4 protein-coding genes are annotated in these 18,090 nt (G+C 55.2%); 3 read left to right on the top strand and 1 reads right to left on the bottom strand.

From position 1 onward, the window contains the following. Positions 1 to 313: 313 nt before the first annotated feature. The 3 genes from BUE18_RS06195 to BUE18_RS06185 all read left to right on the top strand — a co-directional run bounded on the left by BUE18_RS06195 (position 314) and on the right by BUE18_RS06185 (position 15,413). The gene (locus BUE18_RS06195; protein WP_073473994.1) at positions 314 to 12,163 is read left to right on the top strand and encodes a right-handed parallel beta-helix repeat-containing protein; all 11,850 of its coding nucleotides are present in this window, start codon (positions 314 to 316) and stop codon (positions 12,161 to 12,163) included. 100 nt (positions 12,164 to 12,263) lie between these two features. Next, positions 12,264 to 13,394 carry an ABC transporter substrate-binding protein gene (locus BUE18_RS06190; RefSeq protein ID WP_170868284.1) on the top strand — a complete coding sequence of 377 codons (1,131 nt, stop codon included), beginning with the start codon at positions 12,264 to 12,266 and terminating at the stop codon, positions 13,392 to 13,394. A gap of 48 nt (positions 13,395 to 13,442) precedes the next feature. After that, entirely contained in the window at positions 13,443 to 15,413 is a 1,971-nt protein-coding gene (locus tag BUE18_RS06185; protein ID WP_073473988.1) for an ATP-binding protein, read from the top strand. Here the strand turns inward: BUE18_RS06185 and BUE18_RS06180 are convergent. Further along, the gene (locus BUE18_RS06180) at positions 15,410 to 17,884 is read right to left on the bottom strand and encodes a PAS domain S-box protein (RefSeq protein ID WP_073473986.1); all 2,475 of its coding nucleotides are present in this window, start codon (positions 17,882 to 17,884) and stop codon (positions 15,410 to 15,412) included. The two genes, BUE18_RS06185 and BUE18_RS06180, sit on opposite strands and share 4 nt — an antisense overlap. Positions 17,885 to 18,090: the final 206 nt, after the last annotated feature.

The raw sequence follows: 18,090 nt of genomic DNA, 5'->3' as shown, positions 1-18,090 counted from the left end.
GTCAATTTTTCTGCAATTATAAAGAGTCTTGCGTCCTTTTTTCCATTACGTCTTGTTTTCCCCTAACCGTTTTTGCTATATTTTTTCATCGAGGTAAAACCCTAAACCATTTATTTGACGAAATAACTCCTCCTGCCTTTTTGTAAGGAAAGGAGGCGCGGTTTGTTAGAAAAACATTAGCAAGCCAATTGTAATTATCGGCGATCAGCCTGCCTCTTTCTTGATTCTTAATATCTTGAAGAATTAGGGCCGGGCAGGCGTTCCATAATTCTACTTAGGAAGGAGACGCAGCTCTTTCCAGGAGCCTTCAACCATGTGCACATACATCCGCAAATCCAGTCATTTCGGCCATATTCGTAACGCTATGCTGCTGCTGTTAACCCTCATGTTGGCGGCAATTATTGCGCCAGGCGGCGCCATGGCAACCACCACCGCCTATTACGTCGATCCCAACGCGTCCGTGGACGGCGACGGCGCCATGGCCACGCCATGGAACAGCCTGCATTCGGCGGTCACATGGTTAAACGCCAACGGATCGGGCGATATCGTCCTGAACCTGCTTGCCGGAGTGTACTCGACCGATGACGGGCATGAGCCTGACACGGTCCTAACGGTTGAAGACAACGGCGGCGCCATCACGAGCCTGCACATATTGGGAGACGACCCTTCCACCACCCTGTTTGAAGGCTATACCGGAACCGCGTGGCTGGACGCCATGATCGTCACGGGCGATAATGTCACGGTGGAAGCCTTGGGCATAGCGGGTTATGCCTCCGGCCGGGGCGTTTTTTTTAACGGCGCCGATAACGGAAGCGTTGTCAACTGCACAATCACAGGCAACCTCGTGGGCGTGGAGTTTTCCGGCTCCACCAACGGCTCCGTGACCGGAGACTGCGTCGCGGCCTTCAACACCTCCGCGGGCGTCATCCTGAACGAATCCACCAATTGCGAAATTTACGGAAACGCCTCATCCGGCGGCATCAATAACAACGGGAACGGCATGAGCCCCTATGGCATAAAAATCACCGGAGCCAGCGGCGGCGGCCATTCCATCCACGACAACTGGATTCCCGCGGGAGGGGACGGCTATCAGATACATCAGATATACATTCAGGGGTCTACCACCCAGGATCAAATTTATAATAACATCATCCAGGATTCCTATTCGTTAGACACTTACGGCGTAACCATCGTGGACGCCAGCCCGGCCGTTTACAGGAACATCATCAAGGGCTGTTACTACGGCGTCTCCTGCAGCACCAGCGGAGCGGGCATGGAAGCCTCCCCCACCATCACCAACAACCTCATCTACGCCGAAGTTTCATCGGACATGTATTCCGGCATTTACTTCAACGGAGAAAACGGGGGGACCCTCAACCCGGTCATTTACCATAACACCATCGCCACGGGCTCCGGCAGCGGCGTTGAATTTTCCAATTTCGCAGGAACCGCCGACGTCCAATATAATATTTTGGCCTATTTCTCCAGTTATTATGGAATTGTCCTGAACTCCGGGTCAGGAACCATATACGCCGATTATAATATCACATACGAAGTCTACAACAGTTTTTACGGCTTCATCGAACAAACCAATAACATGTATGGGTATCCTTCTTTTAAGAACTACGCGGGAGAAGATTTCAGCCTGTCAAGCGGTTCGCCCTGCATTGATTTCATCCCGGCGGGAAGCGGCGATCCGGTGACTGAAGATATTGAAGGGACCGCCCGGCCCGTGGACGCAGGATTTGACGTAGGCGCCTACGAGTACGTTGCTCCGCCCCCCACCAAATTATATGTAGCTCCTTATGTACCTGAGGGAGGCGACGGGTCCGAAGCGAACCCATGGAACACCCTGTACACGGCTCTTACCGAAATAAACACAAACAGCAGCATTTCGGGATCGGTTGAGTTGCATTTAGAGGCGGGCGCTTACACAGTGAGCGGCAACGGAGGAATCGAGCCCGATGATGGACATTATGTTTCCGGCGGGTACTTCGACGACCTGACAATTATCGGCGCTGGCCCGGATTCCACACTTATTTCCGGTGTGGGGGCCGGCTACTGGACCAATGGCCTCCAGATTCAAGCGATGAACGTGTCGGTCAAAAATCTCACGATAGAAAACTTCTCCGGCGCAGGCCTTAAATTTGAAAACGCCTATTACGGCGGCGTGGCTGCCTGTGCAATAAAAAATAATAATTACGGCATTGAATTTTCCGGCGGACAGGACCACTGGGTCTATAACTGCGACATCTACAACAACAGCCTTTACGGCGTGTACTTGCATAATTCGGGATTGGTGGACATTAACCAAAACCGCATTTACGACAACGGCGGCTTGGCCGTGGCCCCCGGATACGGCGTTTACATCGGAAGCGCCATGTACGGGGAATACACAATTGCACAGAACAAAATCTACTATACCGGCGATTCCTTATATCAGCAGCTTACCGGAATCTTCGACGGCAACGGCTCGTACAACGACTCCATCGTTCAAAACGTAATTTCCTCCACGGTGGAAACCGCGAGCACGGTGGGAATTGCCGTTCAGGACTGCAGCCCCGAGGTGGACGGCAACCGGATTTTCGACTGCACCACGGGCATCTCGGTGGATCAGGCGCAGGGCGGAGTCGCCAGCCCTCAAATCACGAACAATATCATTGCGGAGTTAAACAGCGGGACCTACGCCCTGGAGAATGGAATCTCGCTTACGGGGAGCGGATTGGCCGCCTTCGCCCCTGCAATCTATCACAACACGCTGTACGGCGGATCTGGCGACGGCATTCGGGCTGCGAGCTTGTACAGCGACGTTGTGGAATTTAATTTCAACATCATCCAGGGCTTTGACGGGTACGGCATAAACGTGGTCGCGTGCAACTCGTGCGCCGCTTATGCGGCTTACAACGTCCTTTCCGACAACGGAAGCGGCCAATTGCACCAAGTCACGGACATGGGCGCCAATATTTCCGACGTACAACCCTTTTGGAACCGGGGAAGCGGCGACTTCCGCCTGTCCTCCGGCGCCACGGCCATTGACGCCATTGCCATTACAAATACGGTCGCCATAGACGCCCGCAACCTGAGCCGCCCCCAAAACTCCAATTGGGACATGGGCGCCTATGAGATGGACCAGACCAATCCCACCAATCCCATTCTGGATGAAAGCGATCCTGCTCCCGGCATCTGCACCACTGATTCATCGGTGGTCATCACTTGGACATTAGGATTGGACAATGAATCCGGCATCGCTGGATATTACTGGGTATTAGACTCCCTCCCCGACACGGACCCCACAACCGGATCGCCTTTTTTTACGGAAAATCCGCCCAACGCCATTACGCTCAGTTCCGGGGACAATTATTTGCACATTATTGCGGAAGACATGGACGGCAACCTTGCAGCTTCGGCCCTGCACTATGGATCCTGGAATTACGACACGACCCCGCCCGACAACCCGACCCTGCTCTCCACTTCCGTGATGACCGACACCTGCGTCCAGGATACAAGCACCTCCCTGTCCTGGTACGTCAACGTGGACGACTGCGGTATGTACGGCTACTTCTACTATGTGGACTCCGATCCCACCGGCAGCGTCACGACGTCCGACACATACTCCTCCGAGCCCCCCACATCCATTAGCCTAAGTAAAGGCGCCAACTATCTGCATATCAGGGCCAAGGACAACAGCCACATGCTGGCGGACGAAACCCTGACCATCGGCCCCTGGTACGTTGACGACGAACTGCCGGTCAATCCGGTCCTGGACAATTTTACGGTTATCACCAATACGTGCGTGACGGACGCCAACGTGTATTTTAATTGGCAAAGTTCGGGCTCCGACGACTGCGGAACCGTGGAATACGTCTATGTTATGGACTCCACCCCGGATACGGATCCGGAACTTTCCGGGGCGGCGACCCAGAGTTCAGCCCTGCCCAGCGTTTACACCCTGTCCACGGGAGTCAATTACTTCCATTTGGTAACCAAGGACGACTTCAACTCCGCTTCCGAGATTTTGCATTTCGGGCCGTGGCTCAAAGACGCGAATCGGCCGAGCAACCCAACTCTGGACTCCACAACTGTCAACGTAGGCGAATGCACGAATGCTACATATACGAATCTGGCCTGGACGCCCGGCGCAGATGATTGCGCCATAGACGGTTATTATTGGATCCAGGACAGCTCTCCCGGCACCGACCCGACTTCGGGCGGATCTTTCGGCGAACTGCCCTTGGCTCTCACGCTCAGCGGCGGCGACAATTATTTGCATGTCCAGGCCATGGACGAAGCCGGACAGCTGGCTTCCGGAATCCTGCATATCGGGCCGTGGAAAGTGGACGGGGCGGAGCCTGCCAACCCGGTCTTGGACTCCACTACAATAATGACCAATACGTGTACAACGTCTGAATCCACCTCTTTAAACTGGACGGCTGGTTCGGACGATTGCGCTTTGGAAGGATATTACGTCCTGATCAATAACGAGCCTTCCACGGATCCTGAAATATACGGAACCCTGGTAGGCGCCCTGCCTGAGACGCTGACCATCAGCCCAGGCGTGGATACCTATCTCCATGTGATCGCCAAGGACGAGGCTGGAAACAGCGCGGGCCAGCCCCTGCATTACGGCCCCTGGAAAGGCGACGGCGAACTCCCGGTAAATCCGGTGTTGGACGCCGCAAGCGTGTCCACGGGAACCTGTACCGTGGAGACGATGACCTACCTGACCTGGACCCCCGGCTCGGACGACTGCGCAGTTGACGGCTACTATTGGATTGTGGACTCCTCGCCCTCCACAGACCCCACAAGCGAAGGGACTTACGGCTCGTTGCCTTCGGACATTTCGTTCACGGCCGGAGACAATTACCTTCATGTCCAGGCAAAGGACGGCGCGGAGCAGCTTGCTTCCGAAATCCTGCATATCGGCCCCTGGAAAATGGATGACGCTCCCCCGACCAATCCGGAAATGGCAAGCTGCTGTCAGCCTATCAGCACCTGCCTGAACAGCACTTACATCGATATCACCTGGAACGCCGGAACAGACGATTGCGGCATCGACGGTTACTACTGGTATGTGGACCAAATCTCCGATACCGACCCGACCATTGACGGAAATTTTGGCGCCCTGCCGGCCAGCTTTAACCTTGCCGTGGGCGACAACTACATGCATGTAATCGCCATGGACTCCGCAGGCCGGCTTGCAACGGAGGTCCTGCACCTGGGCCCGTGGCAGCGCGACGGCGCCGCGCCCGAGAACCCGATCCTGGCTAATACTTCCGTAATTACGGGCTCCTGCGTATTGGATGACGGAACCTATTTATCTTGGAACGAAGGTTCGGACGACTGCGCTCTGGCCGGCTACTACTACATTGTGGATTCCGCAACAGGCACGGACCCGAGCGCCGAAGGCGATTTCGGCGCCCTGCCCACAGAGGTTGCATTCAGCGACGGAAACAACTGGCTGCATGTGCTGGCAAAGGACGAGGCCGGAAAAACGGCTTCGGAAATCCTCCACATCGGCCCGTGGCGCAAGGACGTCTCCCTGCCTGTCAACCCGGAACTGACGGCCACAACCGTACCCACAGCCACGTGCACCCTGGCGTCAACGACGAACCTTACCTGGACCCCAGGCTCGGACGACTGCGACCTGGAGGGCTACTGGTACATCATAGACTCCAATCCCGTGGCAGATCCTTCTCTGGGCGGCGTATTTACGGATACGCTTCCCGCAGCCATCGCTTTGCCTGAAGGCGATAGCTACCTGCACGTCCTGGCCCAGGACAGCCTGGGGCAAACCCCGGTGGATCCCCTCCATATCGGTCCCTGGACCGTGGACGCAGCCCTGCCGACCAACCCGGTTCTGGATTCCACCTCCGTAGCCACCGGAACGTGCATGACCAGTTCCAGCTCAGCCTTGACCTGGACCCCGGGCTCGGACGACTGCGCCCTGCAGGGCTACTATTATAAGATAGACTCGAGCCCCGACTCCGATCCCTACGCTGATGGAGTCTTAATTACCGAACTGCCCGCCAATATCGGCTTTTCCAACGGCGACAATTATTACCACATCGTGGCTGTGGACAGACTGGGACAGCTTGCGGAGGAAACTCTCCACATCGGCCCCTGGAAAAAGGACGCCGCCCTGCCCTTAAACCCGGAACTGACATCCCTGGACGTCGTGACCGGAACGTGCACTCTGGAAACCGGCGTCAACCTGTTGTGGAATATGGGGTCGGACGACTGTGAAATCGACGGATACTATTATGTTGTGGACGGCATAGCTGATACGGACCCGTCTTTGGCGGGAGTATTGGACGGTACGCCCCCAAGCAATATTTCCTTTATGCCGGGACTCAATTATCTCCATGTTCGGGCTAAAGACGAAGCCGGACAGCTTGCCGCCGGCACGCTCCACATCGGCCCCTGGAGAATGGACGACGCTCCGCCCACACTCCCGACGCTTTATAGCAACAGCGTGCTCACCGGGGTATGCACCCTGGGCACCAGCGTCACCCTGGGCTGGACCGACGGCGCGGACGACTGCGACCTGAACGGATACTACTGGATCCATGACGGCGCGCCGGACACCGATCCCAGCATCAGCGGAAATTACGGCGGCCTGCCGACGGAAATGGCCCTGGAGTCCGGAGACAACTACCTCCATGTCAGGTCCAAGGACTCTGTGGGCCGGTTGTCTGACAACATCATGCATATAGGCCCCTGGAAAAGAGACCTCCATCTGCCGGAGAACCCGGAGTTGATCGGATCGGACGTCGTCACGGGCGCGTGCACCAATGCAGCCAGCACAGCCCTGACCTGGACGCCCGGCACGGACGACTGTAAACTGGACGGTTACTACTGGCTGGTGAGCAATTCTCCCTTAACCGCCGCGACTAACGGCGACTATGGAGATTTGCCCGCATCCATTGACTTGTCCGTGGGCGACAATTACCTGCATGTGCGCGCCAGGGACGAGTCAGGACAACTGGCCGGCTCGACCGTCCACTTCGGCCCCTGGCGCCGGGATGAGGCGCCGCCTGAAAATCCCAGGTTCCTGTCCTCCTCCGTGACGACAAATACGTGCACGGCCAACGGAATCATCGCCATCGGCTGGGCCGCAGGTTCGGACGATTGCGAGTTGGCCGGGTATTATTGGATAGTGGACGCCGCCCCGGACACCGATCCTTTGACCTACGGGACAATGACGGAAACGCCTCCCACCTCCACCCCCATTGTGGAAGGCGACAATTACCTGCATTTGATCGCAGTGGACGCACTCGGAAACACGGCTTCCGAAGCCATGCACATCGGCCCCTGGGTCAGAGATCTCACACCTCCAACCAACCCCGTCCTGGGCGCAACCTCCGTGCTCACGGACACCTGCACAAGCAACGCGGGAACCACACTCACCTGGAGCTACGGGTCGGACAACTGCGGCGATGTAACTTACTACTGGATTGTGGACGATAACGAATCCACCAATCCTTTGGCCGGAACGCCGGAAGTTGATTCTAATCCTCCGGGCAATATCCTGTTCGACTACAATATCAATTATTTGCATATCGTAGCTATGGACGAGGCGGGCAACCCCGCGGACACGGTCCTTCACCACGGCCCCTGGACCAAGTGCGACTCCGTAACAGGGCCGGACGTCACGTCTTGGGCGCTATATCCATCCCACTTCAAATTCAGGCTGCAAGATCCGACGGAAGTGGATACATCTTCCATCCAAGTGCTGCTGCAAACCCAGGGCGGCGTGCAGACGGATGTTACGAGTTATTTAAGCATAGACGATACCTACCCTGACGACGTTAGTGTAACTTATGCTCCGGACAATCCCTTTGCCGCGAGCATGGTGATTACAGCCACCATCTATGCGGACGACGCTCTGGCCAACCCCACGGACCCGAATCCTTACGTGATAGTGGATACGGTTCGGGGCCCTGTAACCCACGAGGTCTATGAAGGGGATTCCATCCAGGACGCCCTGGACGGCGCCACTTCGGGAGACACAGTGCATGTGAACGCCGGCGAGTACACTCTCACCGACGGCTCAATCACGGTTGGCCCGGAGCACAGCGGAATCGCACTGCTAGGCGACGGACCGAAAAATACAATCATTGATTGCCAGAGTTGGGCCTTCAGCATCAACGGCGTTTCCGGCTTCACGATCAAGGGTTTCTCCATAGGCACGATGTATGATGCGACCCTGCTGTATCTGCAAGGCCTTAGTGAAAACGTCCTCATTGAAGGCAACGTCTTCGGCGTTACGCATTCTGCAAGAACCCCGCTGTTGTGGGTGGGCGCTTCCGGCGGCGGCAACCGGATCGCCAACAACATCATGACCAGCGACTACAATGCCGGGACAGGCGTTTACCTGACGGGCTTCACCACGGCCCCTGAAATCGTCAACAACACCCTGAGCGACCTTATCAACGGCATTGAATGCGCAAACAGCGCCAATCCGCTGATTGCCTTCAACATCATCGCCTTTAATAGTGAAGGCATATACGCGGATTACAATGTAACCGTGCATTACAACTGCGTGTACGGAAACGGCGCCAACTACGACTCCACCATCACGCACGCCACGGACATCAACGAAGATCCGTTGTTTGTGGATGCCGCCGGCAAGGACTTCCATTTGCAGGAAATCTCTCCCTGCGTGGACGCCCTGGAGAGTTCCGCAGCCGCAACCGCCGGCGTGGAATTTCCGGCGACGGACCTGGACGGCGCCTTAAGGCCCGACGGCTCCAGATACGATATTGGCTGTTATGAAACATGGTTCTATGATGAGAACAGCCCCTACATCGAATCCTGGAGTTATGACGCCAACCTGCCAGGAGGCGAATTCGGATTCACCATAGGCGATGACTTCGGCGTGGATTCCAGTTCTGTAATCCTGACCATGACGTCAGACCAGACAACTTACCCTCTGGTCATCACCAACACCCTGGTTGTGGACGACTCGGATTTGACCAGCGTAATCTTCAGCTACACCCCGGAAGCTCCCTGGCCGGCCAACGCCGTGGTGACGGCCACCGCGGTATTCCAGGATTTTGCAGGCAACATGGGCGGAGAGAGCGTCACCTACACTATCCGCGACAATGTGGTCAACCATGTGTACGCCGGCGAATCCATCCAAGACGCCTTGGACGCCTTAACCGCCGGCGACGCCCTGCTGGTGCATGGAGGAACCTTCACCCTCACAGAAAGCCTGATGGTTGAAGAGCGCCACAGCGGAATTCACATCAGCGGCGAAGGCCCGGACTCCACCATCCTCACCTTTAACGGAAGCAATGGATGGGGCGTCCACCTTAACGGAGTCAAGGACTTCACCCTGGATGGATTTGACATACAAAGCGGGGACCTGACGCAAGGACTCATCCTGCTGCAGTACGATGCAGAAAACGTGCTCATCAAGAAAAACAGGATTACCAGCGATTCGAGCAGCGCTTTGGACGCTCTGTCAATCTCCGCGACGGGGATGGGCAACCGGGTCGAGAACAACCTGCTTGTGGATAATCAGACAGCAAGCATAGGAATTAACGTCTGGGCCGCGGCGAACGAGGTGAACGTTTCTCCTGAAATCGTCAACAACACCATTGTCGGTTTCCGCACGGGCGTTTTCTCCAGCGATACGTCTCCCAAAATCGCCTATAATATAATTGCCGACGGCATGTGGGGCGTGGGAAGGGATGGCGCCAGCTCAACCTTGGCCATCTATCATAATAACGCATCCGGAAACAGCCAGGCCAACTACTCCGGCCCCCTCAGCCATGAAGGGGATTGGAATACGGATCCCCTGTTTGTGGATGCAGCCAACGGCGATTACCATCTGGAGGAAACGTCCCCGTCCGTGGACTCCATCGACCCCAGCATCGCCAATGTTACGGGCGTAGCTTTCCCGACGGACGACCTGGATAACGCCAGCCGTCCCATTGGCGGGTATTACGACCCGGGCTGCTACGAAACCCAGGCAGCCCTGGTTTTTACCTCCACCCCGGGCGGCGCGGTGGATGAAAATGACATATACACATACCAGCCTGCGGTTTCCGGCCCCATTACCAGTTATGCCTTTGCGGACGGATCCAATCAGCCGGCCGGCATGACCATTTCGGAAACCACCGGCGAAATCTACTACAATCCCTTGTATGACGATGAAGCCGGAACGTACACGGTAATCATAGAGGCTATGGCCGCGGACGGCCGGACCGTGACTCAGCAGTTCACTTTCACCGTAACCGCGGTCAACGATCCGCCGGAAGCTCCCGCTTCGGTGGAGTCTCAGCCTTACGGAGCCATGGTGAACCGGCTGTTCTCCCTGGAATTCTACAGCTATGATGAAGAAACGGCGGCCTTGCAGTACTCCCTGGGCTCCGGTCCTGACGGTATGGAAATCCCGGTTCCGACCGACGGCGTTGTAGAATGGACGCCCCAATCCGGCGATACGGGGACGGCGGCCTTCTCGGTCCTGGCCTCGGACGGCGCCAACAGCGTAAGTTCCGGCGTGTTGGACGTCACCGTGGTTCCCGCCCTGGAACTGGCGCCCGCACAGGGCAGCCCGGCCATCATGGTCACTTACTCCGGGGCTGCGGCGCCCGTAACCACGACGGTGGAAATCGCCTGCCGGATTGAAGGGGGTCTGCCGCCGTACAGCGTGGATGTGATTGAAGAGACCATCGGCGAAGTTTCCGGTCTGGACGCCGGGGCCGGGACTTTCACCTTCATGCCTTTGTCCTCGGGACGCACCCAATTGACAGTCACGGATTCCTTGGGCTTTACACTGACTTCAGGGATGTTCAACGTCCACTACATTGAGGCGACGCTGCTGGTCAACGGCGGCCAGGTTAACGCCGGAGAAGGCGCCACACTCACCGTCAACGAGCCCGACAGCGATCTGAACGGCCTGAGCTTCAGCATTCCCGTAGGATCGACTTCTTCCGTCATTACCCCCACCATCAGCCAGGTGGACGCGGGTCAGCCTTATATGGAAGAACGGAGCAGCCCGGTTGTGGAAATAGGACCTTCGGGAACCACCTTCGCCATTCCGGCGTCGCTGGCCTTCCCCAATAACAGCGCCGTTCCCACGGACGAGCTCTTTGTCTTTACTTACGACACGGAACTTGGCAGATGGGTTTACGTTCCGGGCGCCGTAATTACAGGCGACACGGTGACTGTGCCTCTGGCCCACCTTTCGCTTTACACCCTGGCTAAGCCCACGGAATTTACAACCCAATTAACCGGCGGAACCGAGGTGGAGGATTACAGGCTGATCAGCTTCCCGGCTTACGCTGCGGATATGGATTCCATTATGGAAATTCTCAGCGATCCGGATAATCTGGACGAGTACGATGACTCCAAGTGGCGCCTGTTCGGATTCGATCCTCTGGCCCAGTATACGGAAGATCCCGAAGAGTATTACCTGGAGGGCAACGTCAACGGATTTGACGACAAATTCCCGTTCGGACCGTGCCAGGCTTATTGGGTCATCTCCCGCTACGCCAAAGAGGTGGAGGCAAGAGGCCTGCATGTGGACTCGACCGAGGATTATTACACCACCCTGCAGCCCGGCTGGAACCTGATAGGCAATCCCTTCACCACAAGCCTGTACTGGACTCAGGTGGAAAGCTCCGTGGACGGAGAAACCTTCTACCGGCAGGATTCGGCCAATGCGGACAACCCGCTCAAGGACAGAAACCTGTTTTACTACGAGCCTCAGACCCGCAAGGCCGACCCGGACGGTTATGTGGAAACCACGGTGATGCAGCCGTATGTCGGCTACTGGGTTAAAAACGACACCGGAGCGCCGCTCACAGTCAAGCTGCCCGTAAGCGCATTTATTTACGCCGTCGTGGGCAAAGGAGATGCAGACGAAGAGCCCGGACTGTTGTCCAAGGCTGCCAGAACGATCTCCCGGATGATCGATAGGGTCGCCTGGGCGGTATCGGACGAAGATCGTCCGCCCTCCCCTCCGGGCTCCAGCGGTTCCAATGCGGGATCAGGCTCCAATTCCATCGGCGTGGCTGACGGCGGCGGCGGAGGCGGCTGTTTCGTGGACGCCGCAAGGCCTGCCAAGCCTTTCGGCTCGGGCGCCAAGACGCTGGCTGCGCTGTTGTTCGGGCTGGCTGCGCTTGAACTATTTGGGCAAGCCAAAAAGAACTAAATGCCTTTATGGAACCGGCGCCAGGGGCGGTCCGTCAATACGGGCCGCCCTTTTGCAAATTAAACAGCCTTTTTCCGGAAAGACGGCGACTTATCAAAAGATGATAAAAGCAGGCGGCAAGATATTCGTATTAATACTCCTGATCCTACTCGCTGGGCGCACATCCCTTGGAATCGCTCAGACGGGCGAAAGCGTTAAGATAGCGGCTATTTTCGCCCAAACCGGCGCCGCAGCCCCCATGGACAAGGAGGCCTTTGAGGCTTTGCGCTGGACCTGCCAACGGATCAACCGCCAGGGGGGGGTGTTGGGCAAACCTCTTGAGGTGCTGGAATACGACAACCAAAGCACTTCTCTGGGCTCCCTGACGGCCGGGAAAAAAGCCATCCAGGATGGGGCGACCGCGGTGGTCGGCGCCAGTTGGAGCGCACATTCCCTGGCCATTGCCCACCTGATGCAGGAAGCGAAGATTCCAATGATCAGCCCCGCCTCGACCAATCCTGCATTAACAAAAATCGGCGACTATATATTTAGAGTGTGCGCTTCAGACGAGTTTTCCGGAAAAGCTTTGGCTGATTTTGCGTCTGAACGCCTGAACGCAAAAACAGCTGTCGTGCTGACCAATGCCAACTCCCAGTTCTCCCGCGACCTGGCGGCCTTTTTCATCGATCAATTCAATAAAAAGGGCGCAGTCCTTTGGGAAGGCGATTACTTGCAGGACGCTTCGGATTTCAGCCAGATACTGGAAAAGGTTAAAAGCCTGCAGCCGGAGGTGGTTTTCGTGCCGGGCTACCCCAGGGATTCCGGATATATTTTGCGTCAGGCCCAAAACATGGGCGTTAAATCAACCTTTCTTGGAGCGGACGGTTGGAACTACCTTATGACGGAATACGCCGGCAGCGCAGTGAACGGACATTATTTTTCCGACCTGTGGCATGCAGGCCAGCCCAACCCAAAAGGCAAAGCCTTTTTGGAAGAATATAACAAAGACGGGTTCCAAGTGAAAATCAGCCTGGCGCCCTTGGCCCACGACTCGCTTATGGTGATCGTCAATGCCATAAACAAGGCCGGAACTATGGATAAGGCGGCTATCCGGGACGCTATAGCGGCCACAATGGGTTATGAAGGGGTGACGGGAAACATCTCCTTTAACCAGTTTGGCGACCCGATTAAGCCCATCGTCATACTTAGGTTTGAAAATAACCAGCCAATGTACTATATGACCATCAGGTAATGACTTCTCCCTCGGGTTAGCTGCAGCCTGTTTTTACTTGGAAATATTTTGAAAGATCCACGACTGAAATCAACCATTCGCCGCAAAGTCAATGGCGCCATCCTGCTGACCTCCATTATCGCCGCCTTGATTTTCGTCGCCGTACAAATTCCCATGCAGCAGCGGAGGCTTAACTCCACCATGGGCAAGGTGGACACGATTCTCCGCACTTTGGTGGAACGAGACCGGGAGCCGCTGGCCAACGAAATTTTTGAGCGCAGCGTCAGAGCGATTAAGATTCGCACCAATCAAATGAGCGATATTCCCGGCATCCTGGATATTTCGGTTTACGACAAACGCGGACAACTGCTGGCTTCAGACGACCTGCCCTTGTTAAGTCCGCTCATCCCTCCGGCCCGGCTAGTCGGCCCCGCGCATGCCACCGACATTCGGCAAATGACTTTCGGCGGCCTGAAAGCCCTGCAGTTCACCCGAACCATCGACGCAGTAGGCGAACATATTGGCTATATTACCATTATATACGACCTGTCCGAGGTGCTGAGAGAGCATAACTACTTCTCGTTGCTGAGCATTGCCATGATGCTGTCGGTTTTGGGCTGCGTCGGCCTTTTTCTCAACTTGTTGCTTTCCAAAGGCATAACTCAGCCTATCACCCGTCTGAGGGACGCCATGGACAATATACGCCAGGGCGACCTTGGCGGCCAGGTGGATGTATCGGAACTGGATGAAATAGGCGACCTTTCCATGGCCTTCAATGAAATGTCCCGAGACCTGGAAGAGTCTTATCGCCGCATCCAGGACCAGTACCGGGAGTTGCAGAGCAATAGGGAAAAGTTAAATAAAACCAGAATCTTCCTGAACAGCATCCTGGATTCCATGCCTTCCGTTCTTGTGGGGGTGGATAAGGGCGGATTCGTCAATCTGTGGAACAAGGAAACCGAGTCCATGTCAGGCATAAAGGCTTCGGACGCCGTGGGCCGCAGACTGGAAAACGTGCTGCCTCAAATTTCAGGATTGGTTGAGGAGATTAAAGAGGCGGTTAAAAAGCGCAAGGGCCAGTTTTCCAAACGAATCACCTTTCACTGGAGCGGCCGGATGTTAACCTGCGACCTCATCGTGTACCCTATAGCCATGGATGGAAACGAAAGCGCGGTCATTCGCCTGGACGACGTAACCCGCCGGGTTAAAATTGAAGAAATGATGATTCAATCGGAGAAAATGGTTTCCATCGGCGGGCTGGCTGCGGGCATGGCGCACGAAATAAACAATCCTCTGGCTGGCATTGTCCAAAACATCCAGGTGGCCCAAACCCGCCTGAACAGCGAAATGTCCAAGAATCAGGCGGCTGCGGAGGAGTCCGGAATCACCATGGCGGGCCTGAAAAAATATCTGGAATTGCGCGAGGTGAACAGGATTCTGGACCTGGTTCGCACGTCCGGAATTCGGGCCGCCCGCGTGGTTTCCAACATGCTCAGCTTCAGCAGAAAATCCACTCAGGAGTACTCCAGACATAATGTAATGGAGCTATTGGACAACATGGTGGAGCTTTCGGCCAGCGATTTCGACCTGAAAACCAATTACGACTTCAGAAAGATCAGGATCATCCGGGAGTACGACCTGAGCACGCCGGAGGTTCTGTGCGAGGGCAACCTGATTCAACAGGTCTTTTTCAACCTGCTGAAAAACGCCGCCCAGGCATTGTGCGAGACGGACGTCGACGACGCCGGCATAAAGGAAATCATTCTTAGGGTGCGGCCGGAGCCGGGATTTGCCAGGATAGAAGTGCAGGATAACGGACCGGGAATGCATGAGGACATCCGAAAAAGAATTTTTGAGCCGTTTTACACCACCAAACCTCCGGGGGCGGGGACCGGCCTGGGGCTCTCGGTTTCCTATTTCATCATTACCGACAACCATGGGGGAACCATGCATGTGGACACCTCGCTCGGCCAGGGCGCCCGGTTTGTCATCAGGCTGCCTTATGAACCCATACAGCCTGAACCCAGCGAAAACCTTTAGGCATGCCGTTTCAAGGCCGCATTGACGGCTTGGGATAAATCGCTTCTTGTCATGGGCTTGTTTATCACCACATCCACTTCCAGGCTCCTGATTCTTTTCATGGTCGCTTCGTCGGAATAGCCGGTGGCCAGAATGATGGGAATGTCAGGCCGAAGTTTTTTCAACTCTCTGGCGAACGCATCCCCATTGATTCCGGGCATGCTCATGTCCACGATGGCCAAGTCGAATTGCCCGGGATTAGTGCGAAAGATCTCCAGGGCTTTTAAGGCGTCGGTTTCGCCGACCACGTCATAGCCCTGCCTCTTCAACATCACCTTTTGGGTGGCGATCAAGGCCTTTTCATCATCCACAACAAGAACATTCATCGCTTTTCTTGCCGGGCGTTCCTTGGCAGCAACTGTTTTGGCCGGGTTTTTAACCTTGGCCAGAGGCAGGATGATTTCCACCTTCACCCCTTTTTTACGCCCGCTGCTTACTCTCATGAATCCGCCCATGGACTTGATGAGGCCGTGAACCACGGGGAGCCCCATTCCAGTTCCTTTGCCCACGTCCTTTGTCGTGAAGTACGGCTCCAGGGCGCGATGGGCGATGGCGGGATCCATGCCCTCCCCTGAATCTTCGATCATAAGGCGCAGGCAGGCTCCCGGCGTGGCGTCCTCACCCCATCCGGGCCACGGCGAGCTTAACTCCAGATTATCGGTTGAAATCTTGATTTCACCCCGCCCTTTTATGGCCTGACTGGCATTGGTGCACAGGTTGACGAGCACCTGCTTGATCTGGGGAGGCGCAGCCATGACCACATCGTTTTTAGCCGTCAGTTGCGCCTTGATTTCTATATTTGCAGGAATGGAGGAGCGCAGCAGGGTCAGGGACTCCTGTATTACTGGCGTCACAGCCATGGGTTTGAGGTCGATTTCGGCCTTTCTGGCGAAATCCAGCAATTGTTTGACCACGTCCCTGGCCCGCAAGCATGCCTCAAGGATGGCATTTATGCTCTGATAGGCCTGGCCGTCTTTGGAGACTTCATCCGATACGATTTCGGCGTGCCCGATTATGATGCTCAAAATATTATTGAAGTCATGGGAAATGCCCCCGGCCAAGGTGCCGACAGCCTCGAGCTTGTGCATTTGCAGCCGGTCTTTTTCAGCCTCCAGAGTTTTGGAAATGTCGAACAAAGTGACGGGGACGGCCACGATATTCCCGCTTTTTCCATAGACGGGAAAAGCATTGATTTCCATGGGAATTTTTTCGCCTTGCGCATCAAGGACATAAAACCGCTCATTCTTGATGCTTTCGCCGGCCAGCGCCCGATTTAAGGGTTTACGCTCAGATGTAATTTCTTTTCCGTCAATATACGAATACAAATGGCAGCCCAATTCCGTGGGATCGGGCGGCCGGCCGCCAGCGTCCTCTGCTGCGAATTGATTCATAAAACCTCTCGCCATTTCATTGGCGATCAAAAGATTGGCGTTTCCAACCGAGCCCTCCATTATAAACATGGCGTAAGGCGCCTGCTGGATGGTTTCTTCCAGGATCCGAGTGGTTTTGTACAGGGTGTTTTCGACTTGCTTTCGTTCATTGATGTCAGCCATGGTTCCGATCATTCTAAGCGGCGCCTCGTTTTTCAGCCGCTCCACCACCCTGCCCTGGCCTTTCACCCACTTCCAACGCCCCTTGGAGGTTTTCAAACGGTGCTCTTCCAACCAGACCGGAGTTAAACCCAGCAAATGGTTGTTTAGAGAATTCAAAACCCTGTCCCTGTCGTCAGGATGGATCCTTGACTCCCAGGATTCGTATGCGGGATCAACGGCCTCTTCTTCCACGATGGCGGCCCATGCAGGATTATAGTATACAGTTCCCCCTGCAATGTCCCAATCCCATAGACCAAAGCCCAAAGCATCCATGACCAGTTTATGCTTTTTTTCTTTCTCCCGGAGTTCCCTCTGTATGGCCTTAAACTCTGAAATATTTACAACCTGGGCCATGACAAATGGCTCCGGAGAACCAGGAATACGCACCATGGAAATCTGGGAAATGCCGTATATGGTCGAGCCGTCCTTATGGCGATACCTTCTCTCCACCGTATAGCGGCTGATTTTTCCTTCCAGCATGTCCAAAAACTGCTTCACACCGGTTTCCCGGTCTTCCGGAAAGGTGATGTCGCTAAAGCTCATACGATTCAACTCTTCCGCGGAATACCCGGATAGATCCACAATGGCCGGATTGGCTTCTACAAACTTACCCTGCAGGTTGAACAAAGCCACACCCACTCCGGATTGATTGAACATGGCCTGAAACTTGGCTTCGCTCTCCAGGCCGGCTAACTCCTTTTTTTGCTTTTCGATTAGCTTAGACTGCAAGGATTGGTTCTCAGCTTCCAGTTCCCTTATCCGCTCTTCCAGCCTGGCGTTTTCAGGATGGTTATCCCTTAATGCGTTTTCAAGTTGTTCCTGATCCAAAATTTCGGGCATTTTTAATGTACTCCGGCGTGAGTATTTTTATCCACGGTATGGCGCGAATTGTCGGCGAATTATAATAGAACCGAAAAAACAGCATGTTGACGCCAACAACGAGTATGAGCCGACTAAAGCCGTAGGATGCAATAATCGTGCAAAATACAAACAAGAAAGGTTATCGGAGGGTGGAATAGTATTTCAAAACCTTAACCTTCGGAATC

This window comes from Desulfatibacillum alkenivorans DSM 16219 (assembly GCF_900142135.1).
Classification (GTDB): domain Bacteria; phylum Desulfobacterota; class Desulfobacteria; order Desulfobacterales; family Desulfatibacillaceae; genus Desulfatibacillum; species Desulfatibacillum alkenivorans.
This window is presented reverse-complemented; position numbering and strand designations above follow the sequence as displayed.

Excerpts from the sequence above, each read along its gene's own strand:
- BUE18_RS06195 (WP_073473994.1), top strand. The coding sequence starts at position 314 with ATGTGCACATACATCCGCAAATCCAGTCATTTCGGCCATATTCGTAAC.
- BUE18_RS06180 (WP_073473986.1), bottom strand. The coding sequence starts at position 17,884 with ATGCCCGAAATTTTGGATCAGGAACAACTTGAAAACGCATTAAGGGAT.
- BUE18_RS06190 (WP_170868284.1), top strand. The coding sequence starts at position 12,264 with ATGATAAAAGCAGGCGGCAAGATATTCGTATTAATACTCCTGATCCTA.